Source organism: Xanthomonas vasicola (genome assembly GCF_000772705.2).
Taxonomy (GTDB): Bacteria; Pseudomonadota; Gammaproteobacteria; order Xanthomonadales; family Xanthomonadaceae; genus Xanthomonas; species Xanthomonas vasicola.
In genome coordinates, this window is record NZ_JSBW02000040.1 from 1 (window position 1) to 24858 (window position 24858).

24 protein-coding genes and 1 other RNA gene are annotated in these 24858 nt (G+C 65.7%); 13 read left to right on the forward strand and 12 right to left on the reverse strand.

Annotated elements, in window-relative coordinates; genetic code table 11:
• Positions 1–76 precede the first annotated feature (76 nt).
• Both NX05_RS24415 and NX05_RS10375 read right to left on the reverse strand, forming a co-directional pair.
• Positions 77–250, reverse strand: coding sequence for a hypothetical protein (locus NX05_RS24415; RefSeq protein WP_017118719.1), 174 nt, complete (start codon positions 248–250; stop codon positions 77–79).
• Positions 247–471, reverse strand: a complete 225-nt coding sequence (locus tag NX05_RS10375) for a hypothetical protein (protein WP_039445776.1) — start codon at positions 469–471, stop codon at positions 247–249. The genes NX05_RS24415 and NX05_RS10375 overlap by 4 nt, the downstream gene beginning before the upstream one ends.
• A gap of 122 nt (positions 472–593) precedes the next feature.
• On the opposite strand from NX05_RS10375, the gene NX05_RS22345 reads away from it, so the two are divergent.
• From NX05_RS22345 to NX05_RS23745, 6 genes are read left to right on the forward strand one after another with little or no spacing between them, the layout of a single operon-like run.
• Positions 594–1058: a DUF3693 domain-containing protein gene (locus tag NX05_RS22345; protein WP_230597708.1), complete on the forward strand. Its 465-nt coding sequence runs from the start codon at positions 594–596 to the stop codon at positions 1056–1058.
• Positions 982–1632: a VC1465 family Xer recombination activation factor gene (locus tag NX05_RS10380; protein ID WP_104607672.1), complete on the forward strand. Its 651-nt coding sequence runs from the start codon at positions 982–984 to the stop codon at positions 1630–1632. The genes NX05_RS22345 and NX05_RS10380 overlap by 77 nt, the downstream gene beginning before the upstream one ends.
• A gap of 52 nt (positions 1633–1684) precedes the next feature.
• Entirely contained in the window at positions 1685–2077 is a 393-nt protein-coding gene (locus tag NX05_RS10385) for a hypothetical protein (RefSeq protein WP_039437832.1), read from the forward strand.
• Positions 2074–2391, forward strand: a complete 318-nt coding sequence (locus tag NX05_RS10390) for a hypothetical protein (RefSeq protein WP_039437833.1) — start codon at positions 2074–2076, stop codon at positions 2389–2391. Before NX05_RS10385 ends, NX05_RS10390 begins: the two co-directional genes overlap by 4 nt.
• Positions 2388–2696 (forward strand): hypothetical protein, encoded by a 309-nt coding sequence (locus NX05_RS10395; RefSeq protein ID WP_186465123.1) that lies wholly within the window; start codon positions 2388–2390, stop codon positions 2694–2696. The genes NX05_RS10390 and NX05_RS10395 overlap by 4 nt, the downstream gene beginning before the upstream one ends.
• Positions 2693–2977 carry a hypothetical protein gene (locus tag NX05_RS23745; RefSeq protein ID WP_126922641.1) on the forward strand — a complete coding sequence of 95 codons (285 nt, stop codon included), beginning with the start codon at positions 2693–2695 and terminating at the stop codon, positions 2975–2977. Before NX05_RS10395 ends, NX05_RS23745 begins: the two co-directional genes overlap by 4 nt.
• A gap of 937 nt (positions 2978–3914) precedes the next feature.
• Here the strand turns inward: NX05_RS23745 and NX05_RS10400 are convergent.
• Positions 3915–4163 carry a hypothetical protein gene (locus NX05_RS10400; RefSeq protein WP_052239590.1) on the reverse strand — a complete coding sequence of 83 codons (249 nt, stop codon included), beginning with the start codon at positions 4161–4163 and terminating at the stop codon, positions 3915–3917.
• A gap of 491 nt (positions 4164–4654) precedes the next feature.
• Between NX05_RS10400 and NX05_RS10405 the strand changes: the two genes are divergently transcribed.
• The 7 genes from NX05_RS10405 (at position 4655) to NX05_RS22355 (ending at position 12169) form a co-directional block, all read left to right on the forward strand.
• Positions 4655–5275, forward strand: coding sequence for a lipase family protein (locus NX05_RS10405; protein WP_052239588.1), 621 nt, complete (start codon positions 4655–4657; stop codon positions 5273–5275).
• Positions 5276–5668: 393 nt separating this feature from the next.
• Positions 5669–6457 (forward strand): response regulator, encoded by a 789-nt coding sequence (locus tag NX05_RS10415; protein ID WP_173568303.1) that lies wholly within the window; start codon positions 5669–5671, stop codon positions 6455–6457.
• Complete coding sequence (locus tag NX05_RS10420) at positions 6454–7446, forward strand: cytochrome-c peroxidase (RefSeq protein WP_039437846.1); 993 nt, start codon at positions 6454–6456, stop codon at positions 7444–7446. The genes NX05_RS10415 and NX05_RS10420 overlap by 4 nt, the downstream gene beginning before the upstream one ends.
• Positions 7443–9902, forward strand: coding sequence for a two-component system VirA-like sensor kinase (locus NX05_RS10425; protein ID WP_039437847.1), 2460 nt, complete (start codon positions 7443–7445; stop codon positions 9900–9902). The genes NX05_RS10420 and NX05_RS10425 overlap by 4 nt, the downstream gene beginning before the upstream one ends.
• A gap of 113 nt (positions 9903–10015) precedes the next feature.
• Entirely contained in the window at positions 10016–10996 is a 981-nt protein-coding gene (locus NX05_RS10430) for a LysR family transcriptional regulator (RefSeq protein ID WP_039437849.1), read from the forward strand.
• 8 nt (positions 10997–11004) lie between these two features.
• The gene (tssA, locus tag NX05_RS10435; RefSeq protein WP_039437850.1) at positions 11005–12033 is read left to right on the forward strand and encodes a type VI secretion system protein TssA; all 1029 of its coding nucleotides are present in this window, start codon (positions 11005–11007) and stop codon (positions 12031–12033) included.
• Between the two features lie 60 nt (positions 12034–12093).
• A non-coding RNA gene (locus NX05_RS22355) (sX9 sRNA) lies at positions 12094–12169 on the forward strand.
• A gap of 36 nt (positions 12170–12205) precedes the next feature.
• Here NX05_RS22355 and NX05_RS10440 read toward each other — a convergent pair.
• From NX05_RS10440 to NX05_RS10480, 9 genes are read right to left on the reverse strand one after another with little or no spacing between them, the layout of a single operon-like run.
• On the reverse strand, positions 12206–12532 hold the full coding sequence (locus NX05_RS10440) for a hypothetical protein (RefSeq protein WP_039437851.1): 327 nt from the start codon (positions 12530–12532) through the stop codon (positions 12206–12208).
• A complete protein-coding gene (locus NX05_RS10445; RefSeq protein WP_039437854.1) occupies positions 12529–15426 on the reverse strand; it encodes a protein kinase domain-containing protein in 2898 nt (965 codons plus the stop codon). Before NX05_RS10445 ends, NX05_RS10440 begins: the two co-directional genes overlap by 4 nt.
• The gene (locus NX05_RS10450; RefSeq protein WP_010373404.1) at positions 15423–16145 is read right to left on the reverse strand and encodes a PP2C family protein-serine/threonine phosphatase; all 723 of its coding nucleotides are present in this window, start codon (positions 16143–16145) and stop codon (positions 15423–15425) included. The genes NX05_RS10445 and NX05_RS10450 overlap by 4 nt, the downstream gene beginning before the upstream one ends.
• Positions 16142–16795 carry a type VI secretion system-associated protein TagF gene (gene tagF, locus NX05_RS10455; RefSeq protein ID WP_039437855.1) on the reverse strand — a complete coding sequence of 218 codons (654 nt, stop codon included), beginning with the start codon at positions 16793–16795 and terminating at the stop codon, positions 16142–16144. Before tagF ends, NX05_RS10450 begins: the two co-directional genes overlap by 4 nt.
• A complete protein-coding gene (gene tssM / locus NX05_RS10460; RefSeq protein ID WP_039437856.1) occupies positions 16792–20250 on the reverse strand; it encodes a type VI secretion system membrane subunit TssM in 3459 nt (1152 codons plus the stop codon). The genes tagF and tssM overlap by 4 nt, the downstream gene beginning before the upstream one ends.
• A 3-nt stretch (positions 20251–20253) precedes the next feature.
• Positions 20254–21570 carry a type IVB secretion system protein IcmH/DotU gene (gene icmH / locus NX05_RS10465; RefSeq protein ID WP_039437860.1) on the reverse strand — a complete coding sequence of 439 codons (1317 nt, stop codon included), beginning with the start codon at positions 21568–21570 and terminating at the stop codon, positions 20254–20256.
• 1 nt (position 21571) lies between these two features.
• Complete coding sequence (gene tssK, locus NX05_RS10470) at positions 21572–22909, reverse strand: type VI secretion system baseplate subunit TssK (protein WP_017118726.1); 1338 nt, start codon at positions 22907–22909, stop codon at positions 21572–21574.
• A complete protein-coding gene (gene tagH / locus NX05_RS10475; RefSeq protein ID WP_039437861.1) occupies positions 22906–24318 on the reverse strand; it encodes a type VI secretion system-associated FHA domain protein TagH in 1413 nt (470 codons plus the stop codon). Before tagH ends, tssK begins: the two co-directional genes overlap by 4 nt.
• Positions 24315–24854: a DUF6931 family protein gene (locus tag NX05_RS10480; protein WP_026112489.1), complete on the reverse strand. Its 540-nt coding sequence runs from the start codon at positions 24852–24854 to the stop codon at positions 24315–24317. Before NX05_RS10480 ends, tagH begins: the two co-directional genes overlap by 4 nt.
• Positions 24855–24858 lie beyond the last annotated feature (4 nt).

Genomic DNA, 24858 nt, shown 5'->3' on the forward strand with positions numbered 1-24858 from the left:
GGCATTGCCGCACTGACGCGACCAGCTGACCAGGTCAAACAGGGTGTGCAACTTCATGCCGGGGATTTCGAACAGGTCAGTCATGACCAACCCCGCTGAAATAGGCGATCAGACCGGCAGGCGTCAGGAACAAGAACACGCCACAAACCCATGTCCACGGCTCAGGCAGGTAGTAGGCACCGATGATGAAAAGAGAGATGAAGGCAGCGAGCGCCCACACGTAGCCGATGCACTTTGCGAACTCCTTCATGCGACGACCTCCATTTCACTTTGGGCGCTACAAATCGTGACGCGTCGCGAAATAGTCGGCGCGACCAAGTCAACGTAGCTTTCGATGATGAAGACCTGTTCGCGGTGTGCGCGCAGCGCAGCTTCGGCGCGACGGTCAAGAATCCAAGCGACCAATCGGGCGAGGCCGACGATCACGGTCAGCGCGGAGGCGCCGATCAGTGCAAGTGCGTTTGTGTCCATGAAGCCCCTATCCCCTGCCCCTTGACGCGGACCCCGGAGGGGAGCCGGGGGTGCGCGGTGCTCACCCATCGGTGAACACGGACGCATGTATATTCCTCGGTTGACAGAGTGTCAACCATGAGATGAACATGCCCGCGATAAACGCCCTACTTGACAAAGTGAAAGAGAGTTGCTCTCTCCCGTCAGACAACGTTTTGAGCCAGCGGATCGGTGTCACGAGAGCCGCAGTGAGCATGTGGCGGAACGGCGGAAAGCCGGTGCCAGATGAACGGATTGCGCAGCTATGCGCGATGGCAAAGCTCGATGGCGGCGAATGGATGGCGCGGATTCATGCAGAGCGCGCGGCATCGCCGGCAGAAAAGGCCCTATGGCGATCAGTGTTGGACAGGCTAAGCGCGGCCGCCGCGGTGGTCGCGCTGCTGGTACTGGCGGTACACACAGGCGCGCATGAGGCGCTGCTAGCGGCCCTTTCGCCGGTAGCCGTTACCCACCCTCTATACATTATGCGAAATGGGAGGCCAGGCCAGCCGGCATGCCAACCGGCAGCTTTTGCGTCGGCTGGACCGCGCCAAGCGTTTCCAGGATGACCGCTATCGGCTCCGGCTGACCCACCTCACCGCGGCCAAGCTGCTCGATGTCAGCGTGCGCACCCTACAGAATTGGGAGTCCGGCAAGACCCGCATTCCCCATTCAGCGTTCAAATTGGTGCGGCTGCTGGCGAGTGGCAAGCACCTCGAAGGTCCGGCCTGGAAGGACTTCCACGTCCGTGGCGATACGCTCATCACCCCCGAGGGCCATACGTTTCCGGCGGCTGACCTCGCTTGGTGGTCCCTGTTGTTCCGGCAAGCCGAGGCGTTCCGCACGCTCTCTCGTGAGAAGCGCCAGGCCGAGCGCGCCCAATCCACCGGCGGTTCTTCCTCGATGTCCGAGCCGTACGAGCTCGTGGCCGTTGCCAAGTCGCTCCTGAATCAGGTACGCTCGGCGCCATCTAGCCTCCCCGGTCGCAAGACCAGCAGTGAGGCACCCCAGGCGCACGGACTGACGGTACCCGACGCGTGTGAACCTAGGGCTCGGGTGTCTGTAGCAAGCTGCGGCCCGCAGGATCCAACTAAGGCAGCTCATCACCCCGGCACCAGGGGGGGTTGGGGGGCCTTAGCTTGACCCCCGAAGACCGCCCGAAATCAGCCGCTCCCCGCCTCAAGGGAGTGTGCAAATGAACGACCGACCCCTCTATTCCGCAGGCGGTATCGTCCCCCGTAACCACCGTGAATTCGTTCTTCGTCAGGGCACTCAAGGTTGGTACTGGCATACCGCCGGCTACACCACCCCCGAGCAGTGCGCGTTTGTTGGGAAGGACACTCTCGGGCGCCTCGTTAAGCAGGCGCATTCGGCTGCGACAGCCGCAGTCACTCCGCCGCAAGGTCAGCCTTTTACAGATCCGGATGCTGATTCTGGCTTGCCCTACGCGACGGCTGAGGCGTTCTACGACGCCTTGATGCACAGCTTCTCTGCCGCACTTGAGGAGCACGCACGGGTCCATGGACACCAGTTTCGTAATACTTGGCGCGGCGCTGGGTCGTACGAGCGCGCCCGGGGGTGGTTATGAGCCGCGTCCTCACCCTCTCTCGCCGTGCCCGCCCCGCTTCCTGGCAGTGGCGTCGTACTGGTTACACCTGCGCCGAAGAGTGCTCAGTCATCGGCCGCGCTGCGCTTGTCCGCTATGCCAAAGAGGCCTGGGAAGCTGCGATCGACGCTGTCCAGCCCGATGATGGCTCTCCGTTTATCGATGAAATTGGGGCTCCCTGGGCGGACGCCGAAGTCTTCTACAACGCATTGTTGGACCATCTGGCCACACGTTTGCTTGAGCGTGCACGCCGCAATGGTCACCAGTACATCGGCGTGCAGGAGTGCGTCCGATGAGCGACTACGAGCACAACATCCCGGCCTACCAGGGCACCCTGGCCGCCTTCAACAAGATGCTCGATCAGCTCGATGAGTGGTGGGCGCATGAGCAGCAGCAAGGACCTGTCAGCCTGCGCCGGCGTATTGCGGTGCGTGGCGTGCGTGGCGACCTGGTCAGCAACATCGATGGTATCGAGAAGCTCATCAAGACTGCGCAGCTGATTGACGGCGCTGCGCCCGCCAATAAGACCGCCCCATTGGGGCGGTCGCTGGCGGGCACTGCGTCGTCTATGACTCCGGCACGACGCAGGCTCTGCTCTTGATCATCTTGACCGAACAGGCAGGCTCGCCCTGCCCCCTGGCAGCGACCCTGGGCGCTGCCGGCGAGTACCGGGCGCCCGGGGTGCAGGGGTGGAACCCCTGCGGCTATGGCGCATGGATGCGCCGCCTTTTTCCGGTCCGGACCCGGCTTCTTGCTCTCTCAGGTCCTGACATAACATCAAATGGCGACCGCTTTTTCTGTCAATTAAAATGGAAGGAATTGCCGGTCGAGATAATCCATGATAATAATTGCCGCACAGGGGTGATTAACTATGTCGATTAACTCGGCACGATATACATTATGCGAAATTGGCTATCTGTGCCGCGCTTGCCCGGCTTCGCTGGATCTGGCTTTGGATCAAGACTTGCCTGCCGAACCGTTCCCCTAGCGAAACGGAACCCACCGTGCCTGTTGGCGAACAATGCCCGAACAGCTGCGCGGCAGATCTACAGATGCGTAGTGACGAACCATGTGGAACTGACAGGCCCTTGGCCAGGCTGGCGAGCAGTCGATGGTCAAGGTCGTTGTGGTGGATCTTGGCGAATGGAGAGACGGCCACTTCGGCAGAACAGCCCGTCGCCGCGCCCGCGTTGCGGGATAAGGCGTTATCCGTAGGGGCTATGCCCCTACACGCAAATCACCTGCATGCATTGTGGACGACGTTGTCCCAATAGCTGGATAGCGCAAAGTCACGATGTAGGCCGGCAGCCTCATAGGCAGCTGCCCGGCTTGCCTTGGCGCTTTGGCACGTAGATCCGTTTGCACTGTCAGTAACAGTGGCGCCACCGGCATCACCACCAGAAGATGTGTTGCGTGCTTTGAGTTGACGGTCGATGCGATAGAGACGCCATTTCTCTGCGTTGCTTTGCTCAGGAACAGGGGTAGCGTCCCAAGCCTTCTCGGAGTGGCCGGAGGTGCACGGCGCTGACTGATAAACGACCTGGCCGCGTTCGCGGCACTTATGCACCTGCTGAGCTTGAACAGGCACCGCGGTAGCTAGCGCCAGCACTATTGCAAATCTCGCTTCCATGCATTTCCCCTTGTTCTAGGGAAATGATAGCTCGTTAGGAAACAGATTTTCGTGACGCGTACCAATGCGGCGGCGATGGCGATGTTGTCGATAAGCCCTAAAACAACAGCACCCACCATGCAGAGGGTGAAACGAAATGCAACAACGTCTGCGGCGTCTTTGCTGACAAGGGGGCCTTTTCGTGATGCATCACGATTTCATCTCACGGGCGCGCATGCGCCGATCCGCAAGCAATGCCAGCGCAGTGTCGGCCTCGCTATTGGCGAAGGCATAGTGCAACGAGTCGATAGTCGCAGCGATGGAAACCTCTTTCTCGGACTGGCCGAGATAGGCCATAGATTCTTGCTTGCGCTTGCGCCGATAGTCCCTTGCACGCTCGGGGGCGCTCATGGCCTCGCCGTAGTTGGGTGGCCTGCCCTGCTTGCGCGGAAGCTGCATTTCTAAGGTGCCGGGGTCTTTTTCGTCACGCATATCACATTACGCCTTGTTCTTGGCTTCGCAGCGCGAGGCAGCGAACCAGCGGAACCGGTGAAACTGCCGCCCTTGGCCTGTGGCGACTCTGGGAATGTGCCATGTGTTCGTATCGCCTTGCCGACCACGCTGCCAGGGTTGGCGTGTTGCCCGGCCATTGGCTGCTGTGGCTGCGATTGTTGCTGCTGTTGCTGGCCACCCTGCCCGTGCGGCCATAGGGGTGGTATGGAGCGCCGTGACGGGCCACCGTGCGGCACTGCGGCTGGTCTAGCTCGTATCGGGTGCCCTGCTCGGTGAAACAGCTGCACGAGGCTTCCTGCATGCGGCCGGCAGCATCGCGCCCAGTGAGCGAGGACATGCAGTGCCGCTCGGGGTCGGCGGTGACTTCGCGCTGATCGTAGGCGGGCGCGATCCAGGGCATCGAGCCGAATCGGGGTTCGTGGAGCCTCGCATATTCAGTGCGCGTTCCGAAGTTGCGTCGTGATCCGACCAATCCACCGCCCCTGCCGGCCGATACTGCGCGCAATGTCGTGCTGGTGCACGGCGCCTTCGCCGTTGGTTCCGGATGGCGCAATGTTTATGACCGCTTGGTCAAGCGGGGCTACCACGTCTCTGCACTCGCGCCCGATGCCGGCGAGACCACCGCGCAGTTGTACCAGGGCTTCGCTCCCACGCCTGAGTTCGTCATCGACACCCGACCCGACGGCTTCGGCTTCGTGCGTCCTGCCAACTTCAAGGCCGGCTTCGCCAGTGATGTCAGCGATGCCGATGCAGCGTTCATGGCCGCGCCCCAGGTGCCGATCAAGATGGCCGCATTCGGCGAGCGTCTGCAACACGCAGCCTGGAAGACCAAGCCGAGCTGGGCGGTGATCGCCACCGAAGACAAGGCCTTCGATCAGGCCATGTTGCTGCACATGGCCAACGTATCGGCGCGGACATCATTACCGTGCCGGGAAGCCACGCTGTTCATCGCGCAGTCCCAAACCGTGTCCGATGTGATCGACCGCGCTGCGCGCGCCGCTGCGACAGAAGCCAAGTCCAGGTTCACACCAGCACGGAGGCCGGCTGACGCTGCTTGAAGTAGCCAACGGTACCGTCGCCGTTCACCGGCGACGGTTACCCGCAGCAAAAGCAGGCTCGACAATAAAATCTGTCCGAAGACATCGTTGTCGGATCTGACGTGCGTGCTCGGCACCGGCGCCACGCTGGCGTCTTGCAGAGCGAGCGGCTGGTCACAAGATCGAGAAAAAGTCGTCGTCCACTACCCTGCAGATCGCGCAGACACCATTGTCGACATGGCTAGGCGAGACAAAAACCTCCTAGCATCTCGCATGACGATGCTGTCTCCTCGACGGCGCACCGTTGCACCCCGCGCATGGACGCAATTCCCCCAGACGATCGATGCGGTCATCCCCAACCGGTCGACACTCGGGATCTGTCCGCGAAGGCGGTCATGCCGGAATTGAGAGTAGATGATCAAGCCGCATTCCCGTTCCCCCTCCCCGCCTTCCTCCTCCGACGCATCCACGCCCCGCTCCGCCCCAGTCGCCAAGGTGCTGGTGGTGGATGACGACCAGGCCATGGCTCAAGTGGTCATGGGACATATCCGTTCGCATGGCATGGAAGCCTTTGTCGCCACCAACAGCAGCGAACTGGCCGAGGCGCTGCGTCGGCGCGAGCCGGATATTCTGCTGCTGGACCTGATGCTCAAACATGAAGATGGTCTGGACTTGTTGCGCGCCTTGCGTAAGGAATCCGATATCCCGGTGATCATCATGACCGGCCATCGCCGCGACGAAATCGATCGCGTGGTGGGGCTGGAACTGGGCGCCGACGACTACCTGCCCAAGCCATTCGGGTTGCATGAACTGACTGCACGGATCCGCGCCGTATTGCGCCGCCATATTGCCTCCAAGGTGGCAGCGGCACGCGGTGCGGGCGAAGGTCGCGTGCGCTTCGATGCCTGGGAATTCGATTTGCAGGCCCGCACGGTGGGGCGCACAGGCGCGCCTGCCATTCCGCTGACCAAGGGCGAATACGCGTTGCTGCGCGCCTTTGTCGATGCACCGGGACGACCACTGAGCCGCGAGCACTTGATGCGTGCCACGCGTCTGCATGAGGACGTGTTCGACCGCAGTATCGACGTGCAGATCCTGCGCCTGCGCCGCAAGCTGGAGCAGGACCCGCGCGAGCCGACGCTGATCGTGACCCAGCGCGGCGCCGGTTATGTCTTCACGCCGTCGGTCGAGCACGCTCGATGAGGCAACCGCCAGCGCCGGCTCGGCCAGACCATCGCAAGCAGCGCTGGTCGCCGGTGGCGATCATGAAGGTCGCGTTCGCTTCCGCAGCGTTTCTCTCGATGCCGTCCATGCCGGCGATTGGCATCGCGGCCCCGTCGGAGCGCCCTAACGAGCCCATCCGTGCCATCCAGCCAGCAACCGGCCTGGAGAGCCGTAAGGTCGCGCTAGGCGCGCTGCTGTTCGACGATCGCCGGCTATCGGGCGACAACAGCGTCGCCTGCACGTCTTGTCATCGCCTGGCCAGCAACGGTGCCGCTGCCGATGCGATTACCCGGATGCCCGGGCGCGCGCCGCCGGCGTTCAATACACCGACCGTCTTCAATGCCACAGCGAACTTTCGCCTGGGCTGGCGCGGCAACTTCCGCAGTCTGGAAGCGCAAACGGCTTCACTGCTCGAAAACCCAAGCGTCATGCAGGCCGATATCGCCACATTGGTCCGACGGCTGCAACAAGACACGGTGCTCAGTCAGCGCTTTCGCGCGGCCTATGGCAGGCCACCGGATCGCGCCGCGCTGTTCGATGCCATCGCCAGTTACGAACGCTCGCTGGTCACGCCGGGCAGTCGCTTTGACCTCTGGCTGCAAGGCAGCGACACCGCATTGAGCGCGCAAGAGTTACGCGGCTACCGCACCTTCAAGTCGATCGGCTGCATTTCCTGCCACCAAGGCGTCAACGTGGGCGGCAATCTGTTCCAGCGCAGCGGCATCTTCGCTCCCGTCGCACGGGATGGCACCCCGATCCTGCGGGTTCCTAGCCTGCGTAACGTTGCCACGACCGCCCCATACTTCCACGACGGCAGTGCCAGTGCGCTGCCCCAGGCGATCAAGGCGATGGGCACCGCTCAACTTGGTGTCGCACTGAGCCCTGCGGATGTTGCCGATATCGCTGCGTTTCTGAATACATTGACCGGCAAGCACCAGGGTCGGCAACTGACGGCGCCCCAACCATGAGGTGGGCGACGATTCTCAGCGCCGTGCTGCTGGCGGGGCTGATCTTCTTCAGTCTGTGCATGGCGGCACTGGATCGCGACACGCAGCGTTATGGTCACGCGCTGGACGCGCTCGACGCACTTGACATGGCCGATACCAATCTCGACAACGACGTGCTGAAGGCACGCATTGGCCTGTTGCGCGACTACGACTCGCTGGTGACCGGCGATGCCCACGCACGCGACACCTTGCAGCACCTGCGCCAGCTGGCCGATCACGACCCTGCGTTGTTTCAGGCCATCGCCGCGCTGGACGCCGACTACACCGAGAAATCGCTGCAGCGGGAATTATTCAAATCGCAGAATGCGCTGCTGTCCAACTCGCTGGCCTACTTCTGGAGCGAGAGCAGCGCGCAGATCCGGCAAGGCGACGATCCCGCTGCGGCACGCGCAGCGGGCATGCTGGCAAGCGCCGTGCAACGCCTGAGTCTGGATACGACCGGCGATGCGGTCGCACTGGCACGCCGGCGCCTGGACGAAGCGGCACAACGCACGACCAGCGCGCCGCTGCTGCCGCATGGACGCATGTTGCTGAAGCTGCTGCCGGAGACCGATACCACCATCCGCCGCATGCGCCCGATCGCTTCGTTGGCCTCGTATACACAGCTCAACACGTATCTGCAGAAACAGCATGCCAGCCAGCAGGCCACCGCGCGCCAGGTCCGCTTCCTGTTGCTGGGATTGGCCGTCGTCATGTTGGGCGCCTTGCTGTACCTAGCCAAGTTGCTGCGGCAACGCGCGCGGGTATTGCGTCGACGCGCGGAGTTCGACCGTTTGATGGTTGCGGTGTCACGCCGTCTGGTGGCCAACGATCGCCAGCACCTGGACGCTGGCATCGAGGCCGGCCTGATGCGGTTGGCGAAGTGGGCGAAGCTGCCGAGTGCCCGCCTCGGTGTGGTCTCCGTCGGCACTGACGCGCGGATCTGGCCCGATCCGCAGGACGAGGCCTTCCGCGCCACGCTTGCCGCAGTGGCCGCCGCCCGACCAGTCGCCGCCAGCGATGTACTGGTCGTCCACGTCGATGGCACCGTTGAGGTGTTAGGCAAACCCGAACGCGTGCGCGGCGCGCAGTGGCTATGCCTGCGGCAACACTCCGAAGCCGCGACGGTTGCACTGCTGTGCTTGCGGCTGCCGCCACTTTCCGCGCGTCGTGATCGTGGCCTGGCGGCACCGGCCGAACTTTTGCCGCAGTTGCACATCGCGCTTGACACCTTGTTCGATGCACTGGAGCGGCGGCGACTCGAAGACGAAGCCCTGGCGCTGGAACATCGCCTGGAACTGGCCCGACGGATGGAAACGTTGGGGACAATGGCCAGCGGCATTTCGCACAACTTCAACAACATCGTCGGCGCGATTCGTGGCAATGCCGAGATCGCCCTGTCCAAACTGGATCCGCACTCGCCGGCATCGGAGCACCTGCTCGAGATTAGCCACACCACTGCGCACGCTTACGATCTGATCGAATCCATCCTCAGTTTCGGGCGGGTGCAGAATTACAACGTACAGCCGGTTGAGTTGAACGTCTTGCTACAAGGCGCAGTTTCGCTGCTATCGGTGTCGCTGCCATCGACCGTCACGATCGACCTGCAGCAGCAGCAGGAGCCACTGCAAGCGATGGGCAATCCAGCGCAACTGCAGCAGGTCATCCTCAATCTGGCCAGCAACGCCGCGCAGGCGATGGACATGCGCGGGACGGTCACGATTCAACTGTCGGCCGCCAAGGGCAGCACAGCCCGCGGCACGCCCGGTCGCATCGCGCAGCTGCGTGTTAGCGACCACGGCATCGGCATTCCTCCAGACCGACTGGATCGCATCTTCGATCTATTTTTTACCACCCGCAATGGCGGCACCGGGCTGGGATTGGCGACGGTTCGCAAGATCATCGACAACCACGAAGGGCGGATCGAGGTGGACAGCGCGCTGGGTGTCGGCACGACCTTCGTGGTCGAGCTACCACTGCGCACAGGCATTGCAGCAGCCCACCAGGCCGTGCCCTTGCCGAAGACGCGATCGCGGCATGCGAGCTTGCTGCTGCTGTGCGACGACGCGGCCGAGCTCGACCGCCTGGAAGAAATGCTGGCCGCATTGGGACACGAACCGGTCGGCTTATTGGAGCTGCCGGCAGCCGTCGCGATGGCAACTTCCGACCCGATGCGCTTCGATGGTGTGCTGCTCAAGCGCGACCGTGCCGGCGATGCCGAACGCGCGATCGACGCGCTGCATGCCGCTGCGCCGAAGCTGCCGTTGATCCTCGCCACGCGTGCGGTGAGCCTGGCGACACGGAAGGGTCTGGGCGGCGCCATCACCGAAATCATTGTGCAGCCGTTCGATCTTGGCGCGCTGGCGATTGCGCTGGAACATGCGCTGGGTCGCACGCTGGAAATGACAACGCAGGATGAAGACACGCCTGCTCTGTGACAAATGAAACACAGTCGCCGCAGATCGACACCGGAACGTAGCGCGGGCTGCCTAGCGTAGCGGATGCCCAGGCGCAGCAGGCCGCCTGCATTCCACTAAGAGCGATCCACGACATGAATATCCGACCAAGCGACTTACCTCTATTGGTGTCCCTCGACGCATTGCTTGAGCTGAAGAACGTCACCCATGCTGCGCAGCGATTGCATATGAGCCAGCCGGCACTGTCCTCGCAACTCGCACGACTCCGCGTGCTGTTCAAGGATCCGCTGTTGATGCCCTCGGACACCGGCCGCGGCATGGTGGCCACGCCACGCGCGGATCAACTGGCTTCGCCGCTGCGCGAAGCGATCGGCAAACTGAGCCTGCTCGGCAAGGACAGCGCGTTCGATCCAGCGACGTCGTCGGCGAGCTTCCGGATCGCAGCCGCTGCCGATGCGATTGGCACCTTGGGTGCGGGATTGGCAGGATTGATCCAGGCCCAGGGCAATCCGAAGATGCGTTTGGAGTTCGTGCATGTGAGTTCCGACACGAGCCTGGACGCGTTCGAAAACGGCGAGCTGGATCTGCTGATCGATCACGCGCAAGCGGTTCCCGACGCGCTGCGTTTGCGCCGTTTACGCCACGAACGCTACGTGCTGGTGCAGCGCCATGGCCATCCGCGCGGCACCGCGGCGCTGAGCGCATCGAGCTACAGCCGTCTGGCGCATGTGCAGGTAGCGCACGCACAGGCCTGTAACCTCGCCATCGATGCGCAACTGCGGCACCTGGGGCACACCCGGCAGATCGCGGTGACCGTCTCGCAGTGCGCCACCGCGCGCGACATCGTACTCGGCACCGATATGGTCGCCACTATGCCGGCAACGCTTGCAGCAGAGTGCGGGCATGCACCGCTGGACTGCTTCGAACTGCCTTTCCCGCTGCCGGACATGGCGCTGGCGATGGCCTGGCATCGACGCAACGATGCCCATGCTGCACATCGCTGGTTGCGCGAGCGTGTGCTGGAACTTCTCGTTCCAGAAGCGCCGACCGCAGCGGCACGGCCCGCAGCGCGAAGCACTGCCGGCCGTGCCGATCTCGTGCTATCGGTTTCGTGAGCCGCGCCATGCAGATCGACAACGAACCGTTGCTGCAACCGGTCGACGAACAGGTGCCGTCCGGTCCGAACCTTGAATACACCCCGGAGTTCCAGAGCCTGGAAGAACTTGCACGACCGCGTCAGGAGCGCGCCTTGGGCGCTGGCGTGCTTCTGCCCGACGCGCCGCAATGGCGCCAGGTCGCCGAGAGCGCCGAATACTTGCTAGTACGCTCCAAGGACTTGCGGCTGGGCATCTTGCTGAGCATCGCCCGCTTGCACCAGGATGGTCTGGTGGGCTGGTCCAGCGGCGTCGGCCTGCTCCGACAACTGCTGGAGCAGTTCTGGGGCGACGTCCATCCTCATCTGGATGCCGATGAGGACAACGACCCGACCGAACGCGTCAACGCCATTGCTGCGTTGGCCGACAGCGAGCGCACGCTGACGCAGCTACGCAACGTGCGCCTATTCAAGGGACTGCATCCAGGACATTTCTCGCTGCGCGATCTGCGCATCGTGCAAGGCACGCTCAAGCTCGCTGCGGAGGACGCGAGCGAGATGCCAGAGCCTGCCGCCATAGATGCCTGCCTGCGCGACTGCCCGCTGGAGGCGTTGCTTGATCTGGACGCGGCCCTGGCCGCAGCGCAAGAAGACCTTGCCGCAATTGCCGGGGTGTTCGCCGAGCGCACTCCGGGACACGGTCCGGAGCTTGCGCCGCTCACGCAGGATCTTGGCGAGCTGCGTGCGTTCCTGCGGCCCTATGTGTCCGAACGTTCCGGATCCCCGGCCGAGCCGACCGAACATGCGGCATCGGGCGCCGACAATGTCACTCCATCGGCGCCACGCGCGCACGCCGTGGAGCATCCGGACGACGTTCGCCGCATGCTCGACCAGCTCTGCGATTACTACGCACGGCGAGAGCCTTCCAGCCCGGTGCCGTTACTGTTGCGGCGCGCACAACGCCTGGTCGGCCTGGATTTTGCCGCACTGATGCGCGACCTGGCGCCGCGCGGGATCGAGGAGCTGCAGGTCGTGTCAGGCCAGGACCATACCGACTAGAGCAGCCAACACAACGACTGCCTAGTCGCCGATCGGGTGCGGCCGGTGCCCGGAGTCGGCATGTAGCACGCGTGCACTCCGGTTCTTGTGCGCCGTCCACGCCCACTTGGCGGTGACTGGCTACGTTGTGTTTGCCGCGCGTGGTCTCCGTTGCCGGCCTGCTCGGCCGGCATCACAGCGCTGCGATGCCGTTCCAGTACACCCAGGCCGCGCCGGCCAGCATCACCGCTGCCCATAAGCGTAGTGTCCACGAGCGCAGGGCCGCCTGCAGGGCAGTCGGCGGCTCGCGGTCGCGTCGCACCGTCACGATCGGGGTGGGCAAGGCGTGCGGCGCTGCGACGCGTCGGCGGCGCGCAGTTGGCGCACCGGCCGAGCGCGCGATCGATTGCAGCAATTGCAGACGACGGCGCCGATATTCGGCCGGGTCCAGGCGTCGCTCCGCCTGTGCTGCGTTCAAATTCTGCAGGACCAGGTTGGCCTGCGTCTCCCAGTCGTTCATTCCACGTCTCTCACCAGGCGTGCACCGATGCGGCGCGCTGCGTCGCCGTTGGAACTCACCGCGCCGGGACCGGCACAGGCAGCAACGCCGCGCTGGCTGCCGCGCACGGCCACGCCCTCGCCTTCCTGGACCCACTCGGCGATGCCGCCGACCATGTCGAGCAGTCCCCAACTATTGGATACCGTCGCTGTGCAGCCGTCCTCGCCGGCACGCGCCGCGCGCAGCCACTCGGCATCGCGCGGCAGCCGATAGGCACGGCCGCTGGCGCTGCTCAGCCAAGCGGCGTAATCGCGGATCAAGGCAGCGCTGACCTTGTCCACGGGCGCCGACTTGCGCGTCCAGCGCGACACACGGCAGCGCTGGGTGTCGGCGCAGAACAGCGCGAAGTCGGCCACGCTGATCTCCCGACGCATCATCGCCAGTGCGCGTCCAGGCTTGGATAGCACTACCAGCTCCGGGCCGCGGCCGTGTTTGCCCAGATCATCGCTGCAGGTAGCAGCGCCACCGGACGGAGCGGAGATACGGCAGGGATCGCTCGGCTTGGCCGGTGGTGCGGGCAGAACCGCCACCGGTTCCAGTTTCGGCAGCAGTGCGGCGGCATAGGAGACGCGTTGTCTGGCGGACTTGGCGACATCGCTCTGGAAGTCTCGGAAGCCGTCATCGTCCTGCGCTTGCAGGGCCATCTTGCGCTCGCGCAGACGCTGCAGCACCGACGGCGCAGGGAGCGCAGTGCCGAGCTGTTCCAGTTCTATCGCCAACCGGTAACGGCCCAGCGCCTTACGCAGGCGTGGCGTGTCCTGGGCATCAAGTCCCTGCCCGATGACGACGCTGGCCTCTTTCCACCGCCCATCGCGGCACAGGGAACGCGCAAGCCCCAGGTAAGCATCGGTCAGCCGCTGTGCGCCTTCGCTGCGTAGGAACGGATGCTGCGGGGTGCTGGCCGCAATTTGCGCCAACTGCCGCTTCACCTTGGCGACGTCATTGGCGGCGGCCGCGGCGCGCACCGACTCGATGCGCGTGGCGATCTGCGCGGCAAGCTGCGCCTGCGCGTCCTCTACCAACAGCGCTGGCGGAGCGGACGGCGTGGATGCGGTGACAGTTGCCGCGTCGAGCTCGTGTGCGCACTCTCGCAGCAGAGGGGATTGCGGGAAGACGCGGCGCCCGGTGTCCAGCCAGCGGCGCGCTTCGTTGATACGATCTGCGGTGAGCGCATCGGCGCAGCCGCGGCGGTAGCGCAACTCGAGTTCGGCATGCCGCAGCAATCCGCTGTCCGGCGCCAGGCGACGCACGCGATCGAGTAGCGCCACCACATTGCCGGGTTGATCTTCGAACAGTGCCCCGGCGGCGATCGCGCCCGTCAATGCGGTGTCCAGACCGTTGAGCAGACGATCGCGCTCCTGCTCCATGGCGCTGCGGCGTGCATCCAGGCGTGGCGAGAACAGCTTCCACTGGTCGCGTAAGCTGAGGATGCGCTGTGCGCCCACATAGTCTTCGCGGCCAAGCGCCGGCTGCCAATAGTGGTCCAGGCGCCTCAGCAGGAACGCTTCGATGGTGCTGCTGCGGTCGAGGATTAAGCGCCGGCGGTCGTCTTCCCCGAGCGCCCACAACGCTGCCCGCGCATGGGCTTCATGCGCGAACCGGTTCGGCGCTTGTGGCGAGAAGCGCTTGAGCACTCCAGCGACCTTCTCGCGTTGCGCATGCGCCTGCATCCACACGGTCGCCCCGACGCCGCACGCCAACAGCAGAACGCCTGCCAGCAGGTAAGGCACTACGCGCTCGCTGCGGCTACGCGGACGCAGTTGCTCTAGCAAAACCGTCATCGTCGGTCGTGCCGCGGCCTCGAACGCCAAGCTGCTACGCAGCCCGCGATTCTGCCGGCGGCTCAGCCTTGGCAGCGGTGCCACACGCAGCTGCTGCGCCTGCGCCTGCGTCGCCGATTGCTTGGCAAAGGGATGGCGCCCGGACAGCAGTTCGTACACCACGCAGCCGAACGCATAGACATCGTCGGCGAACGCCGGCTCGTCGCCGCGCAGCATTTCCATGCTGGCGTAGGCGGGGGTCAGCGCGCCCAGCGTGGCGGCGTCGAACACCGTGCGGTCATCGCTGGATTCGGCGCCTGCCAGTTTCGCCGCGCGGGCAATGCCGAAGTCGAACACCTTGGCGAGGTTTCCTGCGCCGACCATGACGTTGCCCGGCTTGAAGTCCGAATGCACGATACCGGCGGCGTGCGCACGTTGCAGGGCGCGCCCCATACCCTCGATCACTGGCCAGGCTTCGGCAAGCGGCATGCACTCGCCCAACCGGCTGCGGATCAGCCCACGCAGGTCGTCGCCCTCGATGTACTCCATCGTCATGAACACGATGGCACCGTCTTTGTCGAAGTCGTAGACCCGCACGATATGGTCGTGCGCCAGGCTCTGCGCGCGGCGCGATTCGCGCTGCAATGCGATCAGCGAATCCGGATGACGGCGAAAGTCGTCGTTGAGTACCTTGATTGCGATGTAAGGATGACGGTCGCGCGCCTCGACCTTGCGCTCGTCGCGCGCCAGATAGACCACACCCATGCCGCCGCGGCCGATTTCGCGCACCAGCAAGAAGCGCGCTTTGAGCAGCATGCCTACGCCGACCTGCGCGTCCCCCTGCAGCTGCGCCACGCGCCGCCAGCTTGAGGCGCCAGCGCTGTCGTCGGCGTGTAGCGACGGGTTGACCCGGGTCGCCGCCTCTGCAGGCACATGCGCAGCGTGCTGCTGGGTGAGCGGCGCGAGGCGGGTAACGTCATCGTCGCTGGCGGCGGGCCGTGGCGGGGCCTCGGTGAGCTCGCGCGCGGGCTGCACGCGGGTACGGTCGTCGTCTGGCGGCGCGCGGCCAGCCGTGTCGTCGTCGCGAGTGTTCATAGCGCTGTTTTCCGTGCGGCCAGGCGCAAGGCCACGGCCGAAATGTTGTCGCGCCCAGCACGGCCAAGCGCGGTGTCGAACAGGCGCGCCAGCAACGCCGACGGCTGGCGCTCGCGCCGGCAGTGGGTGGCGATCTCGTCGTCGCTGAGTTCCTTGTTGATCCCATCCGAACACAGCAGAAAGTGCTGGCCGGGCCGGCGCGCGCACACCGTCCAATCCACATACAGCGCGTCGTCGGCGCCGATCGCGCGGGTGAGCGCGCCGCCGGCGTGTTGCGCTCGCCCCACCTGTGTCAGATCGTCCTTGTCGCCGGCCACATGGTCGCGGGTCAGCAACTGCAGCCGACCCTCTTCGAAGGCATAGGCGCGGCTATCGCCCACCCAACCGCACATCAGCATGTCGTGGTCGTGCACCAGCACCACTACGGTGCTGGCGATCACATCCACTCGCCGCGCGCGCGCCAATGTACGCAGTTGCTGGTTGACCTGGCTCAGCTGCGCGTCGATGGCATCGACGAAGCTGGCCAGGTCGCCGTCGCGCCGCAACCCGCCCAGTGCATCGACGACCATGCGACTGGCGAGATCGCCGGCGCTGTGGCCGCCCAGTCCATCGGCCACTGCCCACAGGCCGAGATCGTCGCGCAGCAGAATCGCATCCTCGTTCTGGCGACGGACATTGCCCTGCTCGGTACGACCGGCGGACACGTAAGACGCGCTCATTGCAGTGCCTCTGCAAGACAGGCGCTAGGCGCATGCAAGGGGCCAAGCAGGATCGGCGCATGGCAGGCTGCAGGCCAGCCGGCAAGACGCATCCAGGCACCCGGCGCAGATCCTGTCATCGCCGTCCACCACAGGCTGCTGCCAGCGGTGATTGCACTAGCAGGCAACGGCGGCGACGCCGACATGGATGCGTCGTCGTACGCGTGTTGGGCGAGCGCCACGCAGGCGCGGTCCAACCAGGCACCGTCCTGCTGTGGCTCTGCACCGATGTTGCACAACACCGTGTCGGCAGCATCCAGCCATGCGGGCAGACGCAAATGGGTCGGCATGGCGGCAGCTGTCGCGCCATCGGCATCGCTTGCAGGCAGCGCTGCGGCGATGACCAAGGGGAACGCGCGACCGACCCGATCGACGCTCGCCCGCATCGCCCCGACCCATGCGGCCGTACCCGCGAGGCGGGGCATCAGCACGAAGCGCCACACCGGTACGTGCTGCGCAGGCGTCGCGATCGTTGCCGCGTTGGCAGACAACACGCCTTGCATTGCCACATGCCACGGGTCGACAAACGTTTCCGGCAAGCGGCGATGCACAAAATCGCCGACCGCGGGCAGCTTGCCGTAGAAACCCGGCGGGCGTTGCATGGCGCTCATGGGCAACTGAACCGCTGCACGGCCGACGCCGCAAAGGGATGCCGCAGGCTGGCCGGTTGTATGTCCACGCGCACGCTGTTGCCGCCCAGCGCGAGGCTGGCGGTGTAATCCAAATCGCCGTTGCGGTGCAGCCGCCCGGCCTGCAGTGTGCGAAACCATGCCCAAGCACCGCGGTACTCGATCACTGGCAGCGCTTGCCCACTGGCATCCCACGCAGCAATACGGACCTGGCCCGGACGCGGGCCGGGCCAGGTCATCGACTGGGTGGCACGCGTGCCGTCGCGCACTTCCAGGGTTTGCCCATCTACCTCTAGCTGCAGCCGGCTGATCGCCGCTTGCGGCGGTACGGAGACGGTGAACGCGACCTGCGACTGCGCACCGCCGCCCGCGAAGAATGCTTGCTTGATCTCGTCGGCAAGTTGCGCGCGTGCCAGCACATCGTCTGCGCCAACCGCAGCCATACCAGCGTTCCATTGCCAGCGCGGCCCGCTGGTATCGACCTTGCCGAGCACCGCCTGTTGCGCGAACCGGTCCATACGCCCGCCCGGTGCGAACAGTTCGGCGAAATCGCGCAACGGGATCTCGTTGTTGCTGCCCGGCACGAATGGGAAGCGCCCGCTGACCAGCAGCGCGCACTCACGCCCGGCGGCTTGCCGTTGCGCGTGACGCAATGCCTCGCCGGCGCTGCTGGCGGTTAATTCGCGACCACGACCGGACAAGGTCGCCATCCAGTTGCCCAGCGGCGGCGGCAGCTGTTCGGCCTGCTGCGCGGCGATCAGCAACGCCGGGTCGTTCTGGTCGGCCGCGACGCCAGCGGCGGCTCCCAACAGCGTGCGGCTCATCTGGGTCAGCGCGGCCAGGGTTTCGTCCAGCGCACTGGCGCCCGGCCCACCATCGAGCAAGCGATTGAGCGGTTCGAAATGGCGTTCGATCGGTTCGGCTGCCACATCCGGCTCGGCCGCAGCAGCCGTGTCCGCGGCAGTTGCAGCGCCCGCGCCAGCCTTCGCTGCAGGCGTGCGCCCCAGTGCGTGGGTGTGCTCGCGCAGCAATACCAGCAACGCCTTCAGTGGCGACGCCGGTCCGCCCAGCTTGGCGGCCACCGCACTCGCCTGCCCGGTCTGCGCGACGGGCCGCAGCACCAGGTCGGCCAGCAGGGTGTCCCAGGCGGCGATGTAGTCGCGCTGATACAACGCCAACACCTCGCGCTCCAGTTGCGAGCGCGCCAGCGGGTCCAGCGGTGCCGTGCCCAGCACCCAATCGTCGGCGAGAAACTGCTGCACGCCACGCGCGATGCCACCGCCGGTCTGCGCCTGGAACGCCTGACGGGTGAATAGCGGCGGCAACGGCGCAGACAACGGCAGGCCACTGCGGCGTTCGAAGACATCGCCCAGCAGGCCCAGGCGGCGATCCAGGCGTGGGGCCTGGCCAGCATCGACGCCGGGTTGCGTCAGCTTGAGGCCACCGTAGACCAGTGCCGGCAGTTCGGCGGTTCGCAGGCTGGCTCGCGTCTGTTCGATCTGCTGCCGATCCAGCGCAAGCGCACGCGCGCCGTCCACCGGACCCAGCAAGGCGCGCAGATGCCGGTTCAACCCCGCACGCACCGATGCATCATCGGGAAATATCTGCCGCCAAACCGTGCCTGCCAGCGTGGCGAGATGCATTGCGTCACGGCGCGCGGGTTCGCCCAGCATCAGGTAACCCTTCAACAATGGATACAACTGTTGCGGATCGCTGCTGGACTGCTCCAGCTTGCGTCGCAGCGACTGCGCCAATGCCGGCAGCAACGCGCCATTGAGGTCGCGCAGATACGCTTCCTGCACATCGCGCGCCAACGCCGTGCCCTGGTGCAGCCCGAAACGTCGCGACCACGGAATCGACGCGCCCGGCGGCAGCGCCGCATCGCGCGCCTGCGCCAGCGCGTCGAAACGCTGCAAGGCCTTTGCATAGAAGGCAGCCTCGCCTGCATCGGCGGGCAGTGGGCCGGCGGGATAGACATTGAGCGCGTCGCGCACCTCGCCGATCAGCCGCACGTTGCGGGCATAGCTGCCGGCCATGCCCGACAGCACGCCCAGGGTGGTGGCGGTCAACACCGCCCAGCAGGCCAGCTGCAGCAACCGACGGCGCTGCGCGCTGCCGGGTTGGCTGCCGGCCAGTCCCGCCTCGGCGAAGACCACGTCGTTGAGCAGGCGTGGCAGGAAGTAACTGCGTGGCGCGCTGCTGACGGGCGGCAGACCGGCGGCGGCGACACCGAAGTGTCGCGCCACTGCCGAGATCACGCGGTCGATCGGATGGCCTTGCTGCGTCCCCGAACTCAGATAGACGCCACGCAGCCACGGCTGGCCGGCATAGCCATGGCGACCGAAGGCGGTCTGCACGAAGTCCATCAGCGCTGGCTGCAGCAACCGCAATTGCTGCGGAAAGGACAGCACCGCCGCACGCTCGCGCGCATCACGTGCCCGCTGCAGGCGCTCCAGCACGCGCTGATCGATGCGCTCCATCAGGCGTTCGAGCTCGGCGGGAAATAGCGTCAACGGATCGGTGTCACCGGCGGCCTGCGCCTGTGGGAACGACATGCCCCACACCTGCGTGCGGCCGATGGCATCCAGATCGGCGAAGAACTCGGCAAAGCCGGACACCAGGTCGCATTTGGTCACGACCAGGTAGACCGGCACGCGGGCGCGCAGTTTGTCGACCAGTTCGTCCAGCCGATGACGCACCGCGCGTGCATGTGACAGACCGGCATCGCCATCGAGCTCCAGCAGCTCGGCCACGCTCACGGTCACGATGACGCCGTTCAATGGCTGCCGGCGGTGCCGCCGCAGCAGGTCCAGAAAGCCGTGCCAGGCACCGGCATCGGCGATGGCGTCCGAATCCTGGGTGGTATAGCGCCCGGCACTGTCGAGGAACACTGCTTGGTCGGCGAACCACCAATCGCAGTTGCGCGTACCGCCGACACCTTCCAGTGCAGCGTGGTTGCCATGTTCCTTGAGTGGAAACTCCAGGCCCGAAGACTGCAGCAAGGTGCTCTTGCCGGAACCTGGCGCGCCGATCAGCAAATACCAGGGCAGCACGTGCAGGCCGGGACCGTTGCGACGGCGACGGCGCAGCACCGCCATGGCTTCGGTAAAACGCGCACGCAGACGGACCTGCTCCTGTGCTGCACGCGCGCGACTGTCGTTGCCGTTAGCGTCTTCGGCACATGCGCCTTGCCCGACCAGTTCGCCGGCCAGACGTTGCTGCTTGGCGCTGTCGCGGCGCCAGCGCAGATAGCGCCACCCTGCCCACGCGAGGACCAGCACGGCCATGGCAAGCAGGCGCCCGCTCACGCTGGCAAACGGCTGCCAGCGGCCCAGGCTGAGGTAGGGTCCGCCGACCCACACGAGGACGGCCAACAAACTGAGGATGGCAGCGCTGGCGACGTATCGGACGCGCAGGAATTCGAGCACAAAGCGCATGGGTCAGGTCTCGGGAATCAACAGGATCTCGACGCGCCGATTGCGCGCACGGTTGCCGGGCAATTGCGGCGGTAGCGCGATGGGCTGGGAATCGCCCGCGCCACTGGTCTGTACCCGGCGTCGATCGCGCAGGCCTGCCGCCAACACGGCGCCCACGCTCTCGGCGCGACGTGCCGATAGGGCGAAGTTGTCCTTGAAGCTTAGCGAGCGCACCGGTTGGTCATCGGTATGCCCGACCACCACCACCCGCCCCGGCACCTGCTCCAGCGCTGCAGCAACGCGTTCGAGCAGGCTGGTCTGATCGGCATCCAACTCCGCGCTGCCGCTGGGGAACATGGACGCGCTGGCCAGGCGCACGGTGCTGCGACCATCTCCATCGGTCTGTACGGTCAGCAACCCTGCGCGCTGCTCGGCCGCCAACAGCGGTGCAAGCGCCGGTGTGGTCGACGGTCTGACTGCCGCCGGGATCGGCAACGCCACCCGCTCCAGGCCGATGCGCGCCAGCTGCGCGCTGATCGGCGCGGTCAGCGTATTGAGGCGCGCATGCAACCACACGAACGCCAGCAACACGATGCACAGCGAGGCCAGCGCCGCGATCCACAGCGGCGTGGCCGCTGCATTGCGCAGTAACGGCGCCTGCGCGCCCTGCCATTTCGGCGACAGCTCGGCAGGCGCAGGCAAGCGCTGACGCTGGATGAGTTGGTAGAGCTCGGCCTGGCGATCGGCCAGCCGTGCCCCGCCACCCTGCTCCACCCGATAGCGGCCACCAAAGCCCAGCGCCAATGCCAGGTACAGCAGCTCCAGCAGGTCCAGGTGCCGCGCCGGATCGCGCGCCAGCCGATCGAGCAGGTCGAAGACCTTGGCGCCGCCATAGGTTTCGCCGTGGAAAGTCACCAGCAAGGTGCGCTGCGACCAGCCGCTGCCCTCGCCCCAGGGCGCGGCCAGGGCCGCTTCGTCAAGCAACGTGCACAGCACGTAGCGCGCGGCGATGCCGGTCTTGTCGTCGGTACCCTGTTGCCGCAGCTCCTGCTCGAAGCGCTGCAGGCGCGTGCTGCAGTTTTCGCGCAAGGTGGCGATGTCCGGCGTCTGCGTGGAGTGTCGCAACTGCACCGCCAGCAGCAGCAGCGGCGTGGCTGCGCGTACCACCGCATTGCCTTGCATAGCGCCTGGCGTCGCGCGCATGGCGGCATCCAGATCGGGCGGTCGCGTTGTCCGCGTCGGGGCTTGGCGGGGCGGCATGGATGCAGCGGGCCGCGGCGCCGGTGTCGCGCTGCGGAGCACGGTGGCATCGTCGTCGTGGTGGTCGACCGTCTTGCTCATCTCAATTCCTCACCGCCCACAACTCAAGTTCCAGGCCAGGAAAACCACTGCCGAAATGCAGCGCCACGCCACCAGAAGTGCGCAGCGTCTTCCACAGCGACGATTGCCGATCGAGCTCGAAGTAGGCGCAGCCGGCGTGGTACGGCACCTGCCGCGGTGCCATCGCCAGCGCGCTCACGGCCACGCCGGGCAGTTGCAGGTTCACCAGGTCGCGAATCTTCTCCACCGGGCCGATCTTCGATTCGGTGGGTAGCCGCTTGCGCAGATCCTCTGCGCGCAGATCCGCTTTGACCGCCAGCACGAAGGCCGCCGAGTCCAGCAAGGCCGGATCGGGCACCATGCCGACCCACACGCCGTATTTGCGTTGCTGCAAGGGCACGGCAATCGCCGACTGTTCGAGCACCGCGCTCAAGCTTTCGCGCAAGGACACCACCACCGGCTCGAAGCTCGCCTGCAGCGCATCGTGTGCATACGGCGGAAATGGCCCGCTGCGTTTGCTGGCACGGGTGAAGGTCGCGAGTTCGCCAGCCATCCCCAGCAGCACGCAATACAGCGCTTCGGGATGCTCCAGCGGCGCGCTCGCCCAATGCGCCACCAACGGCTGGTAGCGATTGATCACCTGCAACATCAGCACGTCTGCGATTTCCGCCACGCCGCTACGGTCGCTGCCGGCCACGCGGTCGGCCAGCGCCTGGCCGCGTTGATGCAACAGCCCGAGCAATTCGGCCAGCAGCATCGACAACCGCGCGGCGCCTTCGATGCGGAGGGCGGTCGGGATGAAGGCATCATCGAGAATCACCCGTCGATCGGCGCGGCACTCGACGATGCGCGCCATCGGCACCTCCACCAACCCCTCACCCGGTTCGGACTGCAGGCGTAAGCGACTGGCCAGCACGCCGACTTCCAGCAGGACCGTGCCGGCGATGCTGCCGGAGGAATCGCCGACCTCCGCTTCGCCTACGCGAAAGCGGGCCAGCCGGCTGCCGTCGCCATCCGGCCAGGCGCTATCCGGCTGCGTGGTCGCGCGCAGCGGCAGTGCCAGGCTCACCACCTGGTCGCGGCAGTTGGCCGGCACGTCCAACGGCGGCGGTGCCGGATCGCGATCGGGAATGGAAAACGGCGTGCCATCGGGAAAGCAGCCGCGGGCGCGCCGGATGCCGAGCTTGCCGATCGCCAGCAGTTCCGGTTCCAGCTCCAGTTGGCTAAATCCCCACGCATGCGGCCGCAGCGCACCGGCATGCAGTTCCATGTAGCGCTCGAGATAGCGCTCCTGTTGTTGCAGGTGCTGTGGGCGCAGGAACAGGCCCTCGCTCCAGATCACCTTGTTGTAAGGGGTCATGCTCGGTCGCCGTCTGCGGGTTGAGCCTGCGCCTTGGCACGGGCCATCTGTTGTTCGTAGGCGCGGGCGAATTCTTCGCCGAACAGGCGGCGGAAGCGCTCGTCGGGATCGCCGAGCAACTCGCGGTAACGCTGCGCATAACGTCGCCAGGGCCGATTGCCCCAGGAACCGAGCGCGGAGCCGGCGGTGTCTGCCTCGAAGCGCGCTGGATCGAACTGGGCAAACACATGCTCGAAGGCGGCGCGCATGCCGGCCAACAAGGCCAGCTGGTGACGCCCGATGTCCTCCATCGCTTCTTCGATCGCGGCCGTACCGGTCAGATACCCAGGGCTCGGCGGCGCCAACAGGCGGGCGACCGCCTCGTCCACCGTCGCGGCGAACTTGAGCGGATTGTTCTCAGTGCGTTGGATCAGCGTAACCGGCACGCGCAGGCTGTTCTTGAACGCCGCACGCGCGCGCAAGACATCCATCAAGCCAGCGGTCATGGCGGCGAACAGCGCAGGTAGTTCGGGGGTATCCGGCGTGTGTGCGCCTACCGGCTGCGCTGCGGACGGGGCGGCAGCGTTTACCGCTACTGCCGCGCCACGCGGTTGCAAGACCGACGTTGGCAGTGGCGATGGTGTCAGTGTTGGTGTTGGTGTTGGTGTTGGCGTCGGTGCAGGTGCTGGCGCTGCTGCGGCAATAGGCACTGCTGCGGGCGGCAGTGGCGCTTGCATGTCTGCAACTGGATCGGCAGCCGGCGGCAGCGCAAATTCGCTGCGTGTCAGGTCCCAGTGCTCGGGCAACACAACGCCGCCGGCAGCCGGCACGGCCACGGGCGCACGGTAGGCTTCGGCCGTTGCCGGCGCATGCCCCAGCCCGAACGCCGCCGCATCGCCATCGCGGCCGGCCAGCGTGAACGAGGTGGCGAACAATGCCAGTGGGTCGGTGTCGGTTGCGCGCGTCGACGACGCCCCAAGATCGGCGAAAACATCATGCTCCAGAGGCGCTTGCTGCGAATGCTGCGGCAGTGGCATTGCCGACAGCGTGCACGGTTCGGCGTGATTCCAGCTCTGCGTTGCGCCTGGAACAGCGGTGCCGCTGGCGCCCGACACCGCCACGTCGATCTCGAAGGCATCGATGCGCAACGCGTCGCCGGCATGCAGCGGCACTGGAAAGCCGGCACGTAGCGGCACGCCGTTATGCAACACGCCGTTAGTGCTGTGATCCTCGATGAAATACACCCCATCGAGATGGCGCACACTTGCGTGCAGGCGCGAAACCCCCTCGCCTTCAAGCACCCAATCGCACGCGGCATCACGGCCGATGCGCCCGCCTTCTGTCGCGAAGCTGGCCTGCGCCTGCGTACTGCCCGACACCGCCTGCGCATCGCGAACCGTCAGCGTCAGCCGGGGTGAAACCGCGCTCATGGTGCACGCTCGCGCACGCGCAGCCCGGAGAGCAGCCGTGCGGCATCTTCGCTCCAGTCCACCAATTGCGCGTCGAAGGTCGCAGGCTCGCGTCCAGCCAGATGCAGTAACGCTGCCACTGCCGCCGCCGCGGTCAGATGGTCGGCCACCGGCGGGCCGTCTTCGTCGCTCAGGCTGCCGTCGCTCCAGGCCGCCGCCGCCGCAAGCCAGGCACCGACCGACTGGTAGTCGTCATCGGCCGCGAACGCACGCGCACTTTCGCGCTGAGCCGCACCCGGCTGCTGCACCCACGCCTGTGCCAGCCGCAAACCTTCGCTGTCATGCCCGCTGAGCGCTTGCGCGCGCATGCACTGGCACAACCACGCCACAGCATATGGCCTGGGCAACAAACGCAAGGCCAGTGGCAGCGCATCCTGGGCAAGCCCGCGCGCCAATAATTCACGCACGGCTGTCTCTGGCGCCATGTCCGGCGCCAAGGCGGCATGTGCAGAGGGAGAGAGCCGCATCTGCCGCGCGGCGGGAAGAATCTGCAACATGGCG